We start from the raw sequence: 19,503 nt of genomic DNA, 5'->3' as shown, positions 1-19,503 counted from the left end.
ATCACTCCGGTAACTGGAGGATATGGTAGCCACTGATCGGCTTTGGACAGACGTCGTCAACGCACGTGGAGAGGCGCAGAACCACCGTTTTTTGGTTGGGGTCCGCGTAGGCCGTGTCGATGAATGTTCTGCGTGCCGTGCCGCACGTTTCATTCGCCGAGGAGTCCAAAGCGGGTACGGACATGTTGACGGGAAGGTCCGTGCCGTCACGTTTCAGGGTGATGCGCCCCTGATGGAAAGTCATCTCTAGTTCGCTCAAGCGCAGCGTTTGGGTCGTCTCCACCGGGCACTGTCCCAGTACCATCGGCTGAACGGCTTGTTCCACGAGGGGTACCCATTGCGTGGCACGGAGCTGTTCATTGGTCACACGGATCCGCTCCCGTACTTTCTGGTCGAGTTCTCGCCGTGGAGGCGGCGCGGCCTTCTTGACCGAGGCGCTTTCCCCCGCTTCGAGGAGGGCGTGTTTCCAGATCACCTCGTTCGTTTGGGGCCGACGCATCGTGATGAGGAGGTTGGGTGCACCGCGCTCTCCGTCGGGGAGAACCTCGGCCAGGGCGACTTGGGAGCCATCCACGGCCATGGCTGGAAATCCCGTCACGTAGAGCGTCTGCGCGATCTCGCCTTCGGTTTCGTAGTGGGCGGACGGAGTCCGGGGTGATTCCGTGGCCTGGGATCCGGAAGGTCCTCCCGGTCGCGGCTTGTCACCGGGGATGCGAAGTGCGTGGAAGACCGTCGCGGGTTCGGGACAGAGATCCGTCCCACAGAACCCGAGTTCGAGGAGGAGCATGCCGTGTGCGCGGCTGCTGAAAACCCGGTTCAACCAAGAGGGGCTGGCGTGCGGGCATTGTGTCTGGTTGACCCGCCATGAGGGGAATTGGCGGTCGAGGACCTTCTTGCCTCGACGCCAGACCTGGACGCGGGGTTCCTGGTAGGTGACCTTCAGTGTCTCAAGGGTCGCGGAGCGCTTCGGGTGGAGTTGTTTTTCGAAGCACGCATCCGAAAAGAATTCCTTTTCATGAGAGGAGAGGTCCTGGTGGGCAAGGGGAACCCAGTGGTCCTGTGGCCTCGAGGTCAGTACCTCCTGGGCTCGGCTTCTGGCCAACCGCTCCAAGGCGGTTCCGTTCTGGAGGCTCTCCTCCTCTGAGAACAACATCTTCTCGAAGACGACCGTGTCCGTATCCACGTCCTTGATGACAAGAGTCCGGGAGATTCCTTCTACCGATGAGGGTTCCCGGGTAAAGAAGGCCACTTGCTTGCCATCGGTGGAGACCCATGCGCTTCCCGCACTCACCCAGGGCGCGGCATATCCGGCGGCGAACAATGCCTCCGAGCGCAACGGGTTGGAGAAAACCCAAGGCTCTGGTGGCGAGGATGGTGCCGACGGCGCTGCTGCTTCCACGACGAGTCCCGCATTGACCAGGAAGAAGGTCGACAGCGTGCAAATAAGTCGGAGCGCTCGTCGTGCTGAGAATGGCTTGTTCATCGCTGACGATCCAATAACACCCGCTTGAGTGCGATGGCTGTAGCCCGATCGAAGATGGGACTCAGAGTCGCGTTGCTTTTGACCGAGCCTGGTACATAGCGTCGGCGGAATCGGTCCACGGCCGCTTGGGTCGCGGCATCGTATGTGCCGGTGGGTGTCACTCCGTCCACCGCGTTGACGGAGTAGCCCAGGGTCGACAAGTCCGCTTGTAGACTGGCGATGACACCATAGGAGGTTTTGTCCTTCTTCAGCACCTTGGCGTCTGTCGTGAGATTCGTGAGTTTGGCGTAGGGATTGTCCTTGAAGTAACCGTCGTACTCCTGCCCGATTGCGTTCTCCGAGAAAAGGGAGGGATCCGCCTTCGAGGACAGTTCCTCGCTCTCGAGTTGGGTCCAATCAAAAAAGACCCCAGGGCACCCCGGACGGTTCTCGAGAGTCAGGTCATGAAGTGGGGTCTTCGTGGGTTGCTTGATGAATTGGGCAAGGTTCTTGTCGTTACGCACCCGCACCTCGCCGTGACCCAGTACTCCATGCCGAGTGATGGAGGGGTACTTGAGCTTGAGATCCTTGATGATGCGGATGACGGCGTCGTACTGAGGCTGCGTGAAGTCTCCATCGGAGTTGACGATCTCGATTCCCACCGAGATGTTTCCGACGCGGTTTTGGCCGTTCCACCAACTCATTCCCGCATGGTTCGCCACCAGGTCTTCATGGACCAGTTTGATGATGTGTCCATCGGTGTCGACCAGGTAGTGACTTGATGTGGGGGCGGGGAGAAACGTGTCAATCGCGGAGCCTGGTGTGGGTCCTCCGGTTCGGTGCAGTAGAACGACTGTTGGAGTGACCTTGGCTGGGCGCACTCCGCTATGCCTGCATGCAATCCAGTCGGGCTTCCAATCGACGAGCAGACTGGTGGAGGATTGGATGAAGGCAACGCCGTGCGTGGCCTCGTCGCAGGTGTCCGCGGCCTCTATTTTCACGACACCATTCGAATTCGACAGCGATAGCTTGATCTTGAGTGGGCGATAGCGGCACGTGCCCGGCGCATCCGTCGTGTTGCCGTCGGATGCGTTCACGGGCTCACTGGTAGGTCTCAGTAGGTTCCCCGCATCAGGAGTCAATGCCAGGATGTACTCTCCGGAGGAAAGTGCGGAGACATCCAGTTGCGCATTCCCATACGTGAGGGTTGTTGTACTGAGTTCTGTTCCTTCGATTCCCACCGTGGCCTTGGCCACTGGATGGGACTCTGTTGAACCCCATCTGGCCTGGCGATTTCCACCTACTGCGAACAAGGCGCGCAAGCTTACCGTCATCATCGTGGGTTTGGCCATGATCCCCCTCTTCATCCACTGGCAACGATGTGGAGCGAGCCTAGCTTCAAGTCAGGTGTTCTTCCAGAGGCAGACGGTTTCCTGGTTGCTCAGAGCGCGTCGGCGGGATCGGGCCACTCCCAGGCGGAGCGGTAGCCCTGGCCTTCCTGGGTGGACTCGATGAAGCGCGCGTAGAAGGGGTGGCCGCTCAGGGTCGCCGAGTCTCCCACCACGAAGAGGTGACGGCGCGCCCGGGTCAGCGCCACGTTCATGCGGCGCAGGTCGGAGAGGAAGCCAATCTGTCCCTCGCCATTGGAGCGCACGAGGCTCACCAGGATCGCGTCCTTCTCCCGTCCCTGGAACGCGTCCACCGTGTCCACCTCCACGTCCGCCGACAGCGGCTCCACGCGCTCGCGCAGGGCGTGCGCCTGCGCCCGATAGGGCGTGATGACGGCGAGCTCCCTCGGCGCGATTCCCGCCGCCAGCAGTTCCTTCACCCGCGCCACCACCAGGTCCGCCTCGCCCGTGTTGAAGAGGCTTCCGGTGTCCTTCTCCTGCTCCTCCTCGAAGCCCTTGCCCGCCGTGTCCAGGTAGAGCACCGGTGGGAAGTCGCCCTGGGCCTCCGGTGGCAGCACGTCCGCCAGCGTTCGCCCCGCCACGCTCGGATGCGCGCGCAGCTCCCCCGCGTACATCTCCCGCGAGGGGAAGGACATGATGGCCGTGTTCATCCGGTACTGCTCGCGCAGCATCCGTTTGACGCCTTCTCCATGGTCCGCGAGCAGGCGCTCGAAGAGGCTCACGGAGAGGCCCGCCTTCGCCGCCTCGGGCGAGAGGATGGTGGGCGGCAACTGCTGGGGGTCTCCCGCGAGCACCACCTTGGGCGCGCGCAGGAAGCCGAGCAGGGCCAGCGGCTCGGTGGACTGGGCGGCCTCGTCCAACAGGGCCAGGTCGAATTCCTCGTGGGCGAGCACGCCCGAGTCCAGGCTCGCGAGCGTCACGCACACCACCTGCGCCCGCTCCAGCACGTTGCGCACCGCCTTGCGCTCCAGGGCCCGGGCCTCGTCCAGCATGCCCTTGGCCTCGGTGGTGGATGCGCGCGCGTTGGAGAAGCGCTCGCGGCTGCGGCCCTGGGTGCGCTGGCGGCGCGCGTAGCCCAACAGCGAGAAGGCCTCGTCGAACAGCTCGCGCGACAGCACCCGGTCCGGGTGGTCCTCGACAATCAGGTCCAGCGTGTGCTCCTGGAGCCGGGGCGTGACGCGGGCGGGGTGGCCCACGCGCACCGCGCGCAGCCCCTTGTCCAGGCACAGGTCCAACAGGTGGTCCACGGCGGCGTTGCTCGCGGCGGCGCAGAGCAGGCGCTCGCCCCGGGCCACCGCCTGGGCGGCGACCTCGGCGAGCACGGTGCTCTTGCCCGTGCCCGGCGGGCCATGGACGAGGAAGAAGTCCTCCGCGGCGAGCGCGCGGGCGACGGCGTCCCGCTGCTCGGGGTTGAGCGGGCGCGTGGGGGTGAATTCCCGGAGCGAGTCGAAGCGCGGGGGCTCGTTGCCGAGCAGCACCTCGCGCTTGCGGCGGCCCAGCCCCTTGTCGAGCGCCTTCACCCGGGACAGGCCCGCGCGCATGCGCTCGTAGGTGACGTCGTTGGGGACGCGGTCGAGCCGCAGCAGGCCCTCGTGGATGAAGGGCGGCGGCGAGCGGTCGAAGGCGAGCTGCACGCGCATCGCCGTGGCGCGGGTGACGAGGGCGCGCGCGGGCTCCTTCACCTCGGCGCGGCGGGGATAGACGGCCACCTGGTCGCCGTTGTCGAGCCGGGCGGGGAAGCGCGCGCGGTCCTTGCGCGCGAGCGTCACCAGCACCCGGCCCCCGAGGCCGACTTCCTCTTCCAGGCTCTCCAGGTCGAGGAAGGTCAGGCCCTGCTCGGCGCGCTGTTGCAGGGACAGGCCCTCGGCGAGGGCTTCCATGCGGGCGCGTTCCGCCTCGCGCTCGAGGGACAGCAGACGGCCCAGGGAATCGAAGAAGGAGACATCGCGAGGCATGGAGGGGTTATGCCATGGGTCTCCAGGTCCTCGCGATGGGCGTTGCGTTCCGCCGTTGGTGACTACGAATGGGCCTACTTCGTCGCGCGCCACCTCGCGAGCTCCCGCTTCTTCTCCTCGCCCACCTCGTCGAGACGGCTCTGCCAGGCGGCGCGGTAGGGGCGGAGGAACTCGACGATCGCCCGAGCCACGACGAGGTTGCGGTACCACTTGGAGTCCGCGGGGACGATCATCCACGGGGCCGTCTTCGCCGACGTGCGCGTGAAGACTTCCTCGTAGGCCTGGGTGTAGTCCTCCCAGTGTCGGCGGTCTTCCCAGTCTCCGGCGCTGATCTTCCAGGCCTTGCGCGGCTCCTGCTCCCGGGCGAGCAGGCGCTCCTCCTGTTCCTTCTGACTGATGTGGAGGAAGAACTTGAGGATGAGGGTGCCGTGCTGGGCGAGCAGTTCCTCGAAGTCGCGGATGTGGCCGTAGCGCTCCTTCCAGAGCGATTCGGAGACGAGCTTGTTCACCCGCGCGACGAGGACGTCCTCGTAGTGCGAGCGGTTGAAGATGGCGAACTCACCCAGGCGGGGCGTGTGCTGGTGGATGCGCCAGAGGAAGTCGTGTTGCCGCTCGTCCTCGGTCGGGACGCCGAAGGACACCACGCCCAGGCCCCGGGGATTGAGGTGCCCCGCGACGTTCTTGATGGTGCCGTCCTTTCCCGCGGTGTCCCGGCCCTGGAGGATGATGAGCACGGAGTTCATGCGCGCGCCCCACATCAAGTCCTGGAGGTCGAACAGCTCCTCGCCGAGCGAGTCGAACTCCAGCTTCGCCGCTTCCTTGTCCACCTTCTTGGGTGGCTCCGTGGGGAGGTCCTCGAGCTTGATCTTCTCGCCCTGCTTGTCGATCGTGATGGCGGTCATCGGGCTCCTGCCGTGAGAGCGGACGGTTTCCCATGGCGGCGCCGGGCGGGACAGTCTCCTCGTCCGGGACTGTTGGCGAGGGCACTTGGCGCCCCCGTCGGACCTCACGTGTCATGGAACTCGTCCTCTTCATCGGTTTGCAGGGCTCGGGCAAGAGCGGCTTCTACCGGGAGCGGTTCGCGGCCACGCATGTGCACGTGAGCAAGGACCTGTGGCCCAACGCGCGCCGACGCGAGGCCCGGCAACAGCGGCTCATCGATGAAGCGCTCGCGCGGGGACAGTCGGTGGTGGTGGACAACACCCTGCCCCGGGTGGAGGACCGGGGGCCGCTCATCGCCATCGGCCGGGCGAGGGGCGCGCGGGTGGTGGGCTATTTCTTCGCGCCGGACCTGGAGGCCTGTCTGGCGCGCAACGCGGCACGGGTGGGGCGGGCGCGGGTGGAGGACAAGGTGCTCCACATCACGCTGCACCAGCTGCGCGCGCCCTCGTTCGCCGAGGGCTTCGATGCCTTGTTCCGTGTGCGGCTCGCCCCGGAGAGCGGTTTCGTCGTGAGGGACTGGCGGGAGGACGACGCGCCCGGGTGATCAGGGCTTCGCGCCGCTCAGCCGCCAGACGAGGAAGGTGTGGACCCGGCGACCGTGGAAGTCGGACGTCCGCTCCTCCGGCCCCTCCACCGAGGTGAAGCGCTCCATCAGCTCCTCGGGCGGGGGGCGGCCCTCGGAGAACCACAGCGCGTCCCGCCCGGCGGGCACCTTCGGCCTCGGCCAGAGGTCGTACTGACTGCGGCGCGCTCCGCCCGCCGTGTCCGTGGGCAGCCCGGTGAAGTACGCCACCTCGGAGGCGAGCTGGTAGCTGGGGGTGTACACCACCGCCACCTCCTCGCGCGCGAGCGAGGACAGCACCTCCCATCCATGGGTGCGCGACAGGATGACGTCCCGCTCGAAGCGCAGCACGGGAAAGAGGAGGTGCGACGTCACGGCCAGCACCCCTGCCACGTTGAGGAGCGCCGCCGCGCGGAACCATCGGGGGTTCATTCCGGCGATCCCCACGCACGCGGAGAGGTACGCGGCGGCCGGCCAGTTGGCCTCGCCCCGGGTGCGGATCGAGGCGTAGCCGAACAGGAGCAGCGGCACGGCGGCGGCGGCGCGCAGCAGGAACTGCTCCCGGGGCCCGCGCACGATGTACACCGCCGTCAGCGGCAGCAGGAGGGGCCCGCCGAGCGCGAGTTGTCCGGCGAGGAATTCCCCGAAGGTGGACCAGCCTCCCTGGCCTCCGAGGCCATGCTTGAGCTGGAAGGCGAAGCCCACCCAGTCATTGCGCGCGTTCCACACCACCACGGGCAGGAAGAGCAGCACGCCGAGCAGCGCCGTCAGCCAGGCGCCCGCGGGCAGCCGCCGGGCCCGGAGACACGCGGCGACGAAGGCCGCGGCCAGCAGCACGCCCGGGTACTTGGACAGGAGCGCGAGGCCGCACGCGAGCCCGGCGAGGACCCACCGCTCGCGGTACAGCGCCCACAGCGCCAGCACCCAGAAGAGCAGCAGGGGCGTATCCGGCGTGGTCCAGACTCCGGCGAGGATGCCCACGGGCACGACGCTCCACAGGGCGGCCGCGCGCCACGCCGCCTCGCGCTGGCCGTACACGTCCCGGGCGAATCCCCACACGGCCGCCACGGTCCCCACGCCGCACAGGAGCGCCGTGGGCCGGATCCCCAGTCCGGCGATGAGCCAGGCCACCAAGGGGGAGTGATCGTAGTAGCCCCAGTCCAGGTGGCGGGACCACTGCCAGTAGTAGGCCTCATCGAAGTAGATGTCCGTGCCCAGCACGAGCGCGAGCCGCACGCAGGCGCTGACCGCCAACAGTACGAGACAGAGCGTCAAGTGGGGGACAGCGCGGGAGGAAGAATGCTCGGCCACGTGCTGGACAAAGCGCACTTGCGGGCCTTTGCCCAGCACCTTTCCACGGGGGTCTGTACGCTCGCGGCCGTCTTCCTTCCGGAGCACGTCATGGCCCAGCCCCCCCAGTCCGGTGCGAGCAACCGCCTCGCCCGAGAGCCCTCCCCCTACCTGCGGCAGCACGCGGAGAATCCGGTGGACTGGTACCCCTGGGGCGACGAGGCCTTCGCCCGTGCCCGAGCGGAGAACAAGCCCCTGCTCCTGTCGGTGGGCTACTCGGCCTGCCACTGGTGCCACGTCATGGCGCACGAGTCCTTCGAGAATCCCGCCATCGCCCGCTTGATGAACGAGGGCTTCATCAACGTGAAGGTGGACCGCGAGGAGCGGCCGGACGTGGATCAGATCTACCAGGGCGTGGTGCAGTTGATGGGGCAGGGCGGCGGCTGGCCGTTGACGGTGTTCCTCACGCCGGAGCTCGTGCCCTTCTTCGGCGGCACCTACTTCCCACCGGACGACCGCTATGGGCGGCCGGGCTTTCCCAAGTTGTTGCAGGCGCTGAGCGAGGCCTGGACGACGCGGCGCGAGGAGGTGCTGCAGCAGGCGGAGGAGTTCCGCCAGGGCCTGGGCGAGCTGGCCCACTACGGCCTGGACGCGGCCCCGGCGGCGCTGAAGGGAGAGGACCTGGTCGCCATGGGGATGTCCATGCTGCGGCGGATGGACGGAGTGCATGGCGGCTTCGGCGGTGCGCCCAAGTTCCCCAACCCGATGAACGTGGCGCTGCTGCTGCGGGCGTGGCGGCGGGCTCCGGAGCAGGAGGCCTTGAAGCAGGCGGTGATGCTGACGCTGGAGAAGATGGCGCGGGGCGGCATCTATGATCAGCTCGGAGGTGGCTTCCACCGCTACTCGGTGGACGAGCGGTGGTTGGTGCCGCACTTCGAGAAGATGCTGTACGACAACGCGCAGCTCCTGCACCTGTACACCGAGGCCTGGCAGATCGAGCCCCGGCCGTTGTGGCGCCAGGTGGTGGAGGAGACGGTGGAGTACGTGCTGCGCGAGATGACGGACGCGCGCGGCGGCTTCTACGCCACCCAGGACGCGGACAGCGAGGGCGAGGAAGGGCGGTTCTTCGTCTGGACGCCCGAGCAGGTGAAGGCGGTATTGGATTCCGAGTCGGCGGACCTCGTGTCGCGCCGCTTCCACCTCACGCCCCGGGGCAACTTCGAGCATGGGACCACGGTGCTGGAGGCGGCGGTGCCCGTGGAGACACTGGCCTCCGATTTCTCCATGTCCGTGGAGGAAACGCGGGAGCTGCTGGACGAGGCGCGGCGGCGGCTCTTCGAGGCGCGGGAGAAGCGGGTGAAGCCGGGCCGGGATGACAAGATCCTCTCCGGGTGGAACGGCCTGATGATTCGCGCCCTGGCCTTCGCGGGCCGGGTCTTCGCGCGGGCGGACTGGGTGGAGCGCGCCCAGAAGGCGGCGGACTTCCTGCTGGCGGAGTTGTGGGACGGCCAGCGTCTGCTGCGTTCGTACCAGGAGGGGCAGGCGCGCATTCCGGGCTTCCTGGAGGATTATGGGAACCTGGCCGCGGGGCTCACCTCGCTCTACCAGGCCACCTTCGAGCCCCGGTACCTGGAGGCGGCGGAGGCCCTGGTGCGGGTCTCGGAAGAGCTCTTCTGGGATGTGGACAAGCAGGCCTGGCTCACGGCCCCCCGCGCGCAGGGTGACCTGGTGGTGGCCACCTACGCGACGTTCGACAACGCGGTGCCCTCGGGGGCGTCGACGTTGACGGAGGCGCAGGTGGCGCTCGCGGCGCTCACGGGGAACAAGCACCACCTGGATCTGCCCGAGCGCTACGTGTCACGCATGCGCGAGCAGCTCCAGAAGAACCCGATGGGCTATGGGCACCTGGCGCTGGCGGCGGACGCGCTCATGGAGGGGGCGCCGAGCGTCACCTTCGCGGGGACGCGGGACGCGGTGGAGCCCCTGCTGGCGGCGGCCCGAGGCGTGTACGCCCCCACCTCCGCCTTGGCCTGGAAGGAGCCCGCGGCGCCCATGCCGGCGTCCATGCGCGAGACCTTCCTGGGCCGCGAGCCGGTGGGGGGCCTCGCCGCCGCCTACGTGTGCCGCCACTTCGCCTGCGAGCCGCCCGTCACGGACGCGGAGGTCTTCTCTCGGAGACTGGCCCAGGGCGGGTTCTCCGCCAATGTGTTGGCGGATGGCCAGCATATTGGCCAATAAGCTGACAAACGAGCGGTGTCCCCATAGAGCAGGGGCTCGCTCCTGAGCCCTCGATAGTAGTGCTTCACGCTTCACTCACGACACACCACGAAAGGACGCACCCCATGCCGTTCACCCTGCCCGACCTCCCCTACGCGAAGGACGCCCTGGCCCCTCACATCAGCGCGGAGACGCTCGAGTACCACCACGGCAAGCACCACGCCGCGTACGTGACGAACCTGAATAAGCTGCTGGATGGGAAGCCGGAGGCGAACAAGTCGCTCGAGGAGGTCATCCTCTCCAGTGAGGGAGGCGTCTTCAACAACGCCGCCCAGGTGTGGAACCACACGTTCTACTGGCACTGCATGAAGCCGAACGGAGGGGGACAGCCCACGGGCGAGCTCGCGGAGGCCATCAAGCGGGACTTCGGCTCGTTCGAGCGCTTCCGCGAGGAGTTCGCGAACGCCGCCGCGACCCAGTTCGGCTCGGGCTGGGCCTGGCTCGTGCTCGAGAACGGCAAGCTCTCCGTGACGAAGACGGGCAACGCCGACCTGCCGATGAAGCACGGCCAGAAGGCCCTGTTGACCATCGACGTGTGGGAGCACGCGTACTATGTGGACTTCCGCAACGCCCGCCCCAAGTACATCGACACGTTCCTCACTCATCTCGTGAACTGGGACTTCGTCGCCCAGAACTTCAAGAGCCGCTGAGTCGCGTCGGGCCTGCCCCGTTCCGCTGGGGCACGCTCAGTCCTTCGCCGGCTCCTTGGCGGAAGGGGGCCTGGCCAGGAAGTGCTCGCGCATGAAGGTGAGGTAGGCGTCCTCGGACGTCTCGCGTCGCATCTTCACGAGCTGCTTGATTCCGTCGGTCGCCACGTAGCGCAAGCGGTCACTCGTGTCCGTGGCGGCCTCGTAGATGACCCTGGCGACATCCTCGGAGGTCGCGCCGGATCGGTTGTCGCGGAGCCCGGCGAAGACTCCCTCCGTTGCGTGAACGAAAGCCCTGTAGCGCGCCGGTACAGCGGTTCGCGATTGTTCCTCGGCGCTGCGCGAGACGAAGCGCGAGTCGAGGACTCCGCCGGGCTCGACGATCCTCACGCGCACGTTCTGCGAGGTGAGTTCGTACGAGAGTGCTTCTGAAAAGCCCTCGAGCGCGAATTTGCTCGCGCAATAGAGCGAGAGCAGGGGCAGCGTGAAGATGCCCGCTCCCGAGCTCACGTTCACGATCGTTCCGCCGCCTCGTTGCTCGAGGTGGGGCAGGGCGGCCCGAATCACATCCATCACCCCGAAGACATTCACCTCGAACTGCTCGAGGATCTTCTCGCGAGGGGTCGGCTCGAAGAGGCCGTGCAGTCCGAAACCGGCGTTGTTGACCACGACGTCGAGGCCGCCAAATCGCTCGATGCCCGCTTTCAAGGCGGAGTCGATGCTCGCGCGGTCTTGAACGTCGAGCCGGGTCACGAGCACGTTCGGCAGCACCGCGAGCGCCGAGTCCGCGGAGGGCGTGCGCATGGTCGCGATGACGTTCCAGCCCTGGGCCGCGAAGTGTTGAGCCGAAGCGAGCCCAAAGCCCGTGGAGCAACCCGTGATGAGAACCGTTCTTTTCATGAGGAGAAAGCTAAGGCCCCGGGACTCATGAGACAATGCGATGATTCTGGGATGAACTGATGCAGGAGTTTCATCAATGAAGAGCGGAGTTCACGGCGCCGGACTCGCCGAACTGAACGCGATGGTCGCCGTCGCCACGCACAAGAACTTCCGCGCCGCGGCCGCGGAGCTCGGGCTGTCGCCCTCGGCCTTGAGCCATGCCATCGCCGCGCTCGAGAAACGCCTGGGCGTCCGGCTGTTTCATCGCACCACGCGAAGCGTCGCGCTCTCGGACGCGGGCGAGGATTTTCTCTCGCGCGTGAAACCGGCCCTGGCCGTGCTCGCGGATGCGATGGAGTCCGTGGACGCGCATCAGAAGACACCCACGGGCACCTTGCGCATCAACACCTCGGCGCTCGTGGCGAGGCGGATCCTCATGCCGATCCTCCTCGAGTACTTGAGGCGTCATCCGGACGTGCGCGTCGAGCTCGTGGCCGAGGACAAACCGGTGGACATCGTCGCGGATGGATTCGACGCCGGGGTTCGGCTGGCCGGGAGCATTCCGCGCGATATGGTGGCGGTCCCTTGCAGCGGCGACGTGCGCTTCATCGTCGTCGGCTCGCGAAGTTACCTGCGTGAGCGCGGCGTGCCGAAGACACCCGCCGACCTGGTCCACCACGAGTGCATCCGCTACCGGATGTCCAACGGCGCGGTCTACCGCTGGGAGTTCTCCCGGAGCGGGGAAGAGCTCGCCGTGGACGTGAAGGGACGGCTCACGCTCGATGACGACGGCGCCGTGGTCGCGGCGGCGCTCGGTGGCGCTGGCCTCGCGTACGTGAGCGCGTGGAATGTCGATGACGTGCTACGGACGGGTCGGCTCGTGCAGGTGCTCGGCGACTGGACGCCCGCGGAGCCTGGCGTGTGTCTTTATTACCCGGCGCATCGGCATGCCCCGGCGAGCCTTCGCGCGCTCGTGGCGCTCATTCGCGAGTGGCGGCGTCCTTCTTCCCGGGCGCCCAGGCCCTGACGCTTTCTCTCAACCTGTTGGCGCGGGGATGAAAGGCAAGCGTTGGTCCTTCTCGTATAAGCGCGGCGTCGAGTCGGGCGAGGGGCCTGGAGCCTGCCCGCTTCCGCGAGGGGGATGGAACACATGTTGAAGCGTTACGTGATGGCCGCGTTGGGTCTGTGCCTGGGGGCTTGTGAGCCGGAAACGGCCACGAAGGACGGCGAGGCCACGAGGGACGAGGGAGGGCAACTGCGCCAGGAGGTGATCCGGGCCGTGGGACCGCTCCAACAGGGGCGCGTTCTGCATACGGCCGAGGTGCTGCCGGATGGCAAGGTGCTCTTCATCAGCGGCTGCACGGGCTATAGCTCCGTCACGGCCACCACCGAGCTGTATGACCCGGCCACGCGGACGATGTCTCCCGGCGCGCCGATGCTCGAGCCCCACTGCTTTCACGCGTCGGTGCGGCTGCTGGACGGCTCCGTGCTGGTGGTGGGAGGGGGTCGAACCGATGCCTGGTCCGCGGAGCGCTACGACCCCGCCACCAACACGTGGACGAAGGTGGCGCGCATGCCCATCTCCAACTACGCCACCACCGCCACGCTGCTGACGGATGGCCGGGTCCTGATGGTGGGCGGCGCGGGAGACCGCTTCGGCGCGTATCTCTTCGATCCCGAGTCCAATACCTGGACCCCGACGGGAAGTCTGAACACGGGCCGCATGTACCATACCGCCGTGAGGTTGAACGACGGCCGGGTCATGGTCCTGGGCGGGCATGAGGGCGCGCAGGTCGATCCGGGCCGTTCCGTCGAGATCTACTCCCCGTCCACGGGGACCTGGTCTCCGGTGGCTTCGCCCGCTCTGTCCAGGCCGTGGCCGTCCGCGCTCGTCCTGCCGAATGGGAACGTACTGCTGGCGGGTGGAGAGTCGGGCGCGGACGCGGTCGAGCGGTATGACGTCTCCACGGACACCTGGACGACGCTGCCCACCGCGCTCGGCTATCACTCCCGAGGCAAGCTCATCCTGTCCAACGGGCAGCCCCTGCTCGTGGGTGGCTTCGCCAGGAACGAGTTGAACATCGACCGGTTCGACGTCGCCGAGAAGGAGTGGAGCACCGTGGGCCGGCTCGGCATCTCGCGCGATCAGCACACGGTGACCGCGCTGGCGGATGGCTCCGTGCTCGTCGCGGGGGGCCAGCTGCCCGGCACCTACCAGGTCCACACGACGATGGACCTGTACACCCCGGACGTGGGCACGCCACCGCCATCCACCCAGCCGCTCTCCTACAACGCGGCCCATACCAACAGCGCGCAGCAGAACACCTTCAATCAGACCGTCACCCTCAGCCAGGGGGACATGCTGGAGGTGGGCACCTGCAATCTCCCAGGAGCCTCCGTCTGGGGCGATACCTTCCTGCGCCTCTTCAAGGCAGGGACTTCCACACAGCTGGTCTACAACGACAACGCCGACGCGCCCTACTGCGGGACTGGCTCCTACATCAAGTTCATCGCTCCCACGGGCGGTGACTTCGAGCTGCGCGCGGGCTGCTACGCGGACTACACCTGCAGTGGGACGGTGAGCTTCCGGATCACGCCCAAGCCGGGCGTCACGCCGCTCACGTACAGCGCCTTCAACACCGACAACGCGCAGCGGGCCACCACGAACCGGCTCTTCACCCTCAATGCCGGGGAGCGCCTGCAGGTGGGCACCTGCAACGTGACGGGGGCGTCGGCCTCGGGTGACACCTTCCTGCGCCTGTATGGCGTCAATGGGACCGAGGTGGCCTTCAACGACGACACGTGCGGCACCAGCGCCTTCATCCAGTACACGGCGCCCGTCAGCGGAACCTATGAGCTGCGCGCGGGCTGCAAGGCCAACACCTCCTGTGGTGGCACGGTGGCCTTCAATGTCCTCCCCGCGGAGACGATCCCTTCGTTCGACTACGCCGCCACCAACACCAACAGCGCGCTGCAAGCGACCACCAACCGCACCGTCGCCCTGAAGACGGGGGACGTGCTGGAGGTGGGCACCTGCAATGTGCCGGGTGCTTACGCGGGAGGCGATACGTTCCTGCGCCTGTTCGCCGCCAACGGCGTCGAGCTGATGTCCAACGACGACACCTGCGGAACGGCCTCGTACATGCGCTACACCGTGCCCGCGAATGGCAACTACGAGGTGCGCGCGGGCTGCTACGGCAGCAAGAGCTGCTCGGGTACGGTGGCCTTCAAGGTGACACGAGCCAACTGAGCGGAGGCGCCCCCGCCGGATGCGAGCCCATGTGTCCGGTTTCGCTCGGGATTTTCCGGGGAGCGGCCGTGGGCTTGGGCGAATTCCAAGAATCTGGGACGTCCGGACGCAACTCCGCGACGGACGCCGCGACAATCGTTCCAGGAGATTGCCATGTCCAACTACCGCATTCGCCAGGGCGACACCCTCTCGGCTCTCGCAGGTCGTTTCAAGACCAGCGTCTCGGAGCTGGCGCGCATCAACAAGATCGCCAACCCGAACCTCATCTACGCGGGCAAGACCCTGCGCATCCCGGGTCACGGCCGGAGCGACAGCTTCGAGCCCGCCAAGGGCGGCGGCACGAAGGGGTCCGGTGGCGCGGGACGCAGCGGCGGCGCGAAGGGCAGCGGGCAGGTCAATGAGAGCCGTGGCGCCGGGAGCCCGGGCCAGGCGACCGCCGCGATGCGCAAGCTCGCGAACGCCGGCCGCGCGGCCGCGATGGGCATGGGCGGGTACAACAGCCAGGGCCTGTGCGCCACCGGCGTGAGCAGGGCCATCCAGAACGCCTTCGGCTTCAAGGTCTGGGGCAACGGCAACCAGATCGACAACAACCTGCCGCGTGACAAGTTCAAGCAGGTCAACATGTCGCTCGCCGAGGCGCTGAAGATTCCGGGTCTCGTCCTCACCTGGGAGAAGACCTCGTCGCGCGCGGGCAGCATCTACGGCCACACCGCCATCACCACCGGCGACGGCCGCTCGTCCGTGAGCGACTTCATCGAGCGCAACACGCTCGGCGCCGGTGGCCGCACCGGCCTGAAGATCTTCATGCCGACGATGTAGCCAACTGAGCCTGCCCCAGGTGGCCAAGGACTTGGCGCGGAGTATGCGCGCGCGGCGACGGAGGGGACGCCAAGGGCCCGACAAGTCGTTGACCACCGGCTCCTGCCGCACAATGGGCGGCAGATGGTGGGACGCTGGTTGGCCGGAGCCCATGCGCGTCCGCGTGCACTGCCATCGATTGTACGATGATGAGCCCCGCGAAGGAGACACGCGTGATCAAGATCTACAACTTCGAGCGGGGCGCACGCGGAATGCGAGTGGCCTGGCAATGCGAGGAGATGGGGCTGCCCTACGAGGTCGAGAAGGTGTCCTTCCCGACGAGCGAGGCCTATCGCGCACGCCATTCCCTGGGCACGGTGCCTTTCCTCGAGGACGAAGGCGGCGTGGCGCTCGCCGAGTCCATCGCCATCATGCTCTACTTGGCACGGACGTACGGCCCCACGCCGCTGCTGCCGGACGAGGACGCCCCGCTCCTCGCGCGCGTGCTGCATCTGACGGTGTTCAGCGAGGCCACGCTGGGCGCGGGACTCAACACCCTCATGGCCGCGCACTTCGCGGCGCCCGAGACGGACAAGCGCAATTGGTCGGTGCGCGTGCAGGAGAAACGCACCGAGGAGGCCATCCAATACGTGGTCCAACAACTCGGCGACGGGCCGTATCTCGCGGGCGCCCGGTTCTCGCTCGCCGACATCGCCGTGAGCACCACCCTGGGCCTCTGGCGCGGCGCCCTGGGCAAGACGCTCCCGGACCCGCTCGCCGCCTATCAGGAGCGGTTGGCGGCACGGCCCGCACATCAGCGCGCATCGAAGGCCACGAGGGGCTGAGCGCCCCTACGGATGCCACGTCGCGAGGCCGAGCGCGAGCAGCGCTCCCCGAGCCGGATGGCCCGCTCGGGGGACAGGCTCAGGGTGCTGGCAGGCGCGGGCCTACTTCACCTCGACGACCTTGAGCGTGCCGATGAGGGGGGTGATCTCCGCGTTGCCCTCCTGGCCCACGCCGAAGTGCGTGGCGTCCGCCACCGCCTGGTCGAAGGTCGGGTCCATCTGGGTCCACTCTCCCACGAAGGCCTCCACCCACTCGTGCCAGTAGAGCGCCGGCACGCCGTCCTGGTTCACCATGTAGATGACCCCGTCCACGCGCCGGGCGGGAATGCCCGCCGCGCGCAGGAGCGACACCGTCAGCAGCGAGTGCTCCGTGCAGTCGCCCTTGCGCTGACGCAGCACGTCCGTGGCCCGGTCCGCGCTCGCTCCGTAGTCCTTCTTCAGGTTCTGGGCCACCCAGGCGACGATCGCCTTCGCCGCCGTGTAGGCGTCCTTCTCCGGGCCCACCAACTGCTCGGCCAGCTCGCGGATGCGCGGGTTGTCACTCTCGATGATGATGGACGTCTCGAGGTTCTTGCCTCCCTCGGGATCCTTGAGCGGCCTCGGCTTGAGGGCCTTCGGCTCGGGGGCTCGCGCCGACAGCGTCACCAGGACCTTCCCGTCCGCCTGGGCCTGGTACTTCTGGCGGTAGGTGTCCTGCTGGAACTTCTCCGGCAGGTTCTCCATCACCAGCTTCACCTGGCCGGGAATGCCCTTGGCCTCCTCGGGCAACAGCCGGGGCAGCACCACGCGGGTCAGGCCGAAGACCTCCACCAGATCCAGCCGCTTGGCCACCGCCTCGGGCTCGGCACGGGCCTTCATCGTCTGCCCGTACTCCATCTCCAGGACCTGTCCCTCCTCGGCCACGTAGCTGGTGACGGGCACCTTCTCCTTCTCGGAGACCATGACCGCCTTGCCCACCTTCACCTGCACGCCGCTGAGGAGCCGCTGCTCCGTGGGCTGCACCGTCACGTCGAAGGGGTAGGTGCCCAGGTCCGTCCCATCCAGCATGTGGCCGCTCACGTTCGCCTGGCGCAGCAGGGCCACCCGCACGGGGTCCGCGTCCTCCACCACTTCCTTCGTGGCGGGCAGGCTCACCGTCTCGTCCGCGAGCCCGGGCCGCTTGCGCACCACGCTGATGCCCGAGGGCGTGACATTGCCCACCAGCGTCTGGGTTCCGCCGTCGCCGCGCTGCTCGATGGTGAAGGCCAGCAGCCGGCCTCCGGGCCGGGCCTCGTAGATGCGCTCCTCGCGGTGGATGCGCTCGGACAGGCGCGAGCCCACGTTCGCCTTGAAGTGCAGCTCGTTGATGGAGCGCACCCGGTCTTCCCGGCCCGGGATGACACCCAGGTCCGTGAAGAGGTAGCCCACCTTCTTGTCCACCAGGTAGAGCCCCAGGTACTCCCCGCCCTGGGGGCGGCGCGCCTTCACCACGTCGGAGAGCGCGCCGGGGGCCTGGGCCGATGGGGCGGAGACCTCGGCCGACCGCGCCGGAGGAGGGGCCGCCGTGGGCACGGGGTCCTGCTTCTTGCACTGCACCAGCGCCAGGCCCAGGACCACGGTGCCCAGCGAGAGGAGGGTTTTGGGGGAACGCGTCACGCGCGGAGCTCCAGCGCGCGGGCCTGGAGCCGCTCAGACCCGCTTGGTGAGGATGATGAGGTCGTCGCCGACCTTGTAGAAGTCGCGGATGCGCGCCTCCTCGTTGTACTTCATGGAGGCGTAGAAGCCGCGCGTGGGGCCGTAGGCCTCGGTGGCGCTCGTCTCCACGCGGATGATGCGCGCCTTCTGGCGGCGCAGGTCGCCTTCCATGCCGGACACCAGCGAGGCCCCCACGCCCTGGCCCCGGACCTGGGGATCCGAGGCGATCCAATACAGATCGTACGTCCCTTCCGTCATCGGCGTGGGGCCGTAGCAGACGTAGCCCACGATGGCGCCGTCCCGGTCCGCGACGAGCACCTTGTAATCGCGGTTATTCGGCTGCAGCGCGAGATCGACGAGTTCGACCGCGCAGTCCTTTTCCTCCGTGGAGAACGTTTCGATTCGACGGATCAGGGAGGCGAGCAACTCCCGATCCTTTCCTTCGAGGGGTCGGATGTCCATGGGTTCTCTCCAGCGCGACCTCCACCAGTTTCCTGGCCAGGGCGCGGTAGTCCATCCCCGCCGAGAGAGCGGCCTTGGCGAAACCCGCCTCGGGGTGGAGATCACAGTTGGGGTTGATGTCGATGACGTAGGGCATGCCCTCGGGGGTCACCCGGAGGTCCACGCGTCCGTAGTCCTGGCCGTCGAGCGCCGAGAAGGCCTCCATCGCCGTCTTCACGAGCCGGGCCTCCAGCGTCGCGTCTTCCAGGAGGCAGGGCGCCGAGGGTGTGTTCGTGTATTCGGGAGAGCCCGTCTCCCACTTGCCCGAGTAGGTGACGATGTTGGGCCGGTCGTCGAAGAGCCGGCCGAAGCGGATCTCCGTGAGCGGCAGGGCCTGGCGGGGCGTGTTGCCCAGCAGGGGCACGTAGATTTCGCGTCCAGGAATGAACTGCTCGACGATGGCGGGCTGGTGGAAGGTTTTGAGGACCAAGGCCACCGCCTGGCGCAGGGCGGCCGGGTCGTGCACCACGGAGTCGCGGGTGATGCCCATGCTGGCATCCTCGCGCGCGGGCTTGACGATGAGCGGGAAGGGCAGCTCCAGCCCCTCGAGGTCCTCGAGCCGGTCCACCCGCGCGAAGCCCGGCGTGGGCACGCCCCGGGCCCTGAGCAGTTCCTTGGCCTTGTCCTTGTGCAGCGCCAGCCCCAGCGTCAGGGCCGAGGAGCCCGTGTAGGGCAGCCCGAGCATGTCCAGCAGACAGGGCACGACTGTTTCCGCCCGGCTGTCCGCCGCCACGGACTCACAGAGGTTGATGACCAGGTCGGGCCGCAGGCGGGCGAGCACGTCCACGAACTCCAGCCGGGAGCCCTCCACGGCGACCGGGTCGACCCGGGTTCCCTCCTGGGCCAGGGCCTCCGCCAGGGCGGACGCCACGCGCGTCACGTCTGCTCGCGCCTCCCGACCCGGGTCGTCCTCCAACTGCTCATGGTCTCGGTTGTACAGAATGGCGATGTGCATGCGGGAGTCTGGGCGACGGGCAGGGTTACCACGTCCCCATGGGGGATGACAGTTCAC

At 67.4% G+C, this 19,503-nt stretch carries 16 protein-coding genes; 7 read left to right on the top strand and 9 right to left on the bottom strand.

The features are described 5' to 3' along the window. Position 1 precedes the first annotated feature (1 nt). The 4 genes from MEBOL_RS08305 to MEBOL_RS08290 all read right to left on the bottom strand — a co-directional run bounded on the left by MEBOL_RS08305 (position 2) and on the right by MEBOL_RS08290 (position 5,728). Positions 2 to 1,483, bottom strand: a complete 1,482-nt coding sequence (locus MEBOL_RS08305; RefSeq protein ID WP_157774816.1) for a hypothetical protein — start codon at positions 1,481 to 1,483, stop codon at positions 2 to 4. After that, on the bottom strand, positions 1,480 to 2,814 hold the full coding sequence (locus MEBOL_RS08300; protein ID WP_170115465.1) for a peptidoglycan recognition protein family protein: 1,335 nt from the start codon (positions 2,812 to 2,814) through the stop codon (positions 1,480 to 1,482). The genes MEBOL_RS08305 and MEBOL_RS08300 overlap by 4 nt, the downstream gene beginning before the upstream one ends. Positions 2,815 to 2,903: 89 nt before the next feature. Then, positions 2,904 to 4,826: an AAA domain-containing protein gene (locus tag MEBOL_RS08295; RefSeq protein ID WP_095976906.1), complete on the bottom strand. Its 1,923-nt coding sequence runs from the start codon at positions 4,824 to 4,826 to the stop codon at positions 2,904 to 2,906. A 74-nt stretch (positions 4,827 to 4,900) separates the two neighbouring features. Further along, complete coding sequence (locus tag MEBOL_RS08290; RefSeq protein ID WP_095976905.1) at positions 4,901 to 5,728, bottom strand: polyphosphate kinase 2 family protein; 828 nt, start codon at positions 5,726 to 5,728, stop codon at positions 4,901 to 4,903. Between the two features lie 113 nt (positions 5,729 to 5,841). On the opposite strand from MEBOL_RS08290, the gene MEBOL_RS08285 reads away from it, so the two are divergent. Next, complete coding sequence (locus MEBOL_RS08285; RefSeq protein ID WP_095976904.1) at positions 5,842 to 6,312, top strand: AAA family ATPase; 471 nt, start codon at positions 5,842 to 5,844, stop codon at positions 6,310 to 6,312. On the opposite strand, the gene MEBOL_RS08280 is transcribed toward MEBOL_RS08285, so the two are convergent. Beyond that, positions 6,313 to 7,605: an ArnT family glycosyltransferase gene (locus MEBOL_RS08280; RefSeq protein ID WP_095976903.1), complete on the bottom strand. Its 1,293-nt coding sequence runs from the start codon at positions 7,603 to 7,605 to the stop codon at positions 6,313 to 6,315. It abuts the gene before it with no gap. Positions 7,606 to 7,731: 126 nt separating this feature from the next. On the opposite strand from MEBOL_RS08280, the gene MEBOL_RS08275 reads away from it, so the two are divergent. Then, positions 7,732 to 9,858, top strand: coding sequence for a thioredoxin domain-containing protein (locus MEBOL_RS08275; protein WP_095982654.1), 2,127 nt, complete (start codon positions 7,732 to 7,734; stop codon positions 9,856 to 9,858). A 104-nt stretch (positions 9,859 to 9,962) separates the two neighbouring features. Beyond that, positions 9,963 to 10,547 (top strand): superoxide dismutase, encoded by a 585-nt coding sequence (locus tag MEBOL_RS08270; protein ID WP_095976902.1) that lies wholly within the window; start codon positions 9,963 to 9,965, stop codon positions 10,545 to 10,547. Between the two features lie 36 nt (positions 10,548 to 10,583). Here MEBOL_RS08270 and MEBOL_RS08265 read toward each other — a convergent pair whose 3' ends face one another. Then, the gene (locus MEBOL_RS08265; RefSeq protein ID WP_095976901.1) at positions 10,584 to 11,444 is read right to left on the bottom strand and encodes an SDR family oxidoreductase; all 861 of its coding nucleotides are present in this window, start codon (positions 11,442 to 11,444) and stop codon (positions 10,584 to 10,586) included. Between the two features lie 76 nt (positions 11,445 to 11,520). Between MEBOL_RS08265 and MEBOL_RS08260 the strand changes: the two genes are divergently transcribed. The 4 genes from MEBOL_RS08260 to MEBOL_RS08245 all read left to right on the top strand — a co-directional run bounded on the left by MEBOL_RS08260 (position 11,521) and on the right by MEBOL_RS08245 (position 16,316). After that, on the top strand, positions 11,521 to 12,450 hold the full coding sequence (locus MEBOL_RS08260; protein ID WP_245919552.1) for a LysR family transcriptional regulator: 930 nt from the start codon (positions 11,521 to 11,523) through the stop codon (positions 12,448 to 12,450). Between the two features lie 123 nt (positions 12,451 to 12,573). Then, positions 12,574 to 14,673 (top strand): Kelch repeat-containing protein, encoded by a 2,100-nt coding sequence (locus tag MEBOL_RS08255; RefSeq protein WP_170115464.1) that lies wholly within the window; start codon positions 12,574 to 12,576, stop codon positions 14,671 to 14,673. A gap of 153 nt (positions 14,674 to 14,826) precedes the next feature. After that, positions 14,827 to 15,492 carry a LysM peptidoglycan-binding domain-containing protein gene (locus tag MEBOL_RS08250; protein WP_095976899.1) on the top strand — a complete coding sequence of 222 codons (666 nt, stop codon included), beginning with the start codon at positions 14,827 to 14,829 and terminating at the stop codon, positions 15,490 to 15,492. A gap of 212 nt (positions 15,493 to 15,704) precedes the next feature. Further along, a complete protein-coding gene (locus MEBOL_RS08245; RefSeq protein ID WP_095976898.1) occupies positions 15,705 to 16,316 on the top strand; it encodes a glutathione S-transferase family protein in 612 nt (203 codons plus the stop codon). 102 nt (positions 16,317 to 16,418) lie between these two features. On the opposite strand, the gene MEBOL_RS08240 is transcribed toward MEBOL_RS08245, so the two are convergent. The 3 genes from MEBOL_RS08240 to MEBOL_RS08230 form a co-directional block, all read right to left on the bottom strand. After that, positions 16,419 to 17,891, bottom strand: a complete 1,473-nt coding sequence (locus tag MEBOL_RS08240; RefSeq protein ID WP_425437638.1) for a transglutaminase-like domain-containing protein — start codon at positions 17,889 to 17,891, stop codon at positions 16,419 to 16,421. A gap of 93 nt (positions 17,892 to 17,984) precedes the next feature. Further along, entirely contained in the window at positions 17,985 to 18,308 is a 324-nt protein-coding gene (locus MEBOL_RS08235) for a GNAT family N-acetyltransferase (protein ID WP_245919550.1), read from the bottom strand. Positions 18,309 to 18,321: 13 nt separating this feature from the next. After that, positions 18,322 to 19,446, bottom strand: coding sequence for a D-alanine--D-alanine ligase family protein (locus tag MEBOL_RS08230; RefSeq protein WP_245919548.1), 1,125 nt, complete (start codon positions 19,444 to 19,446; stop codon positions 18,322 to 18,324). Between the last annotated feature and the right edge of the window lie 57 nt (positions 19,447 to 19,503).

The organism is Melittangium boletus DSM 14713 (assembly GCF_002305855.1).
Lineage (GTDB): Bacteria > Myxococcota > Myxococcia > Myxococcales > Myxococcaceae > Cystobacter > Cystobacter boletus.
This window is presented reverse-complemented; position numbering and strand designations above follow the sequence as displayed.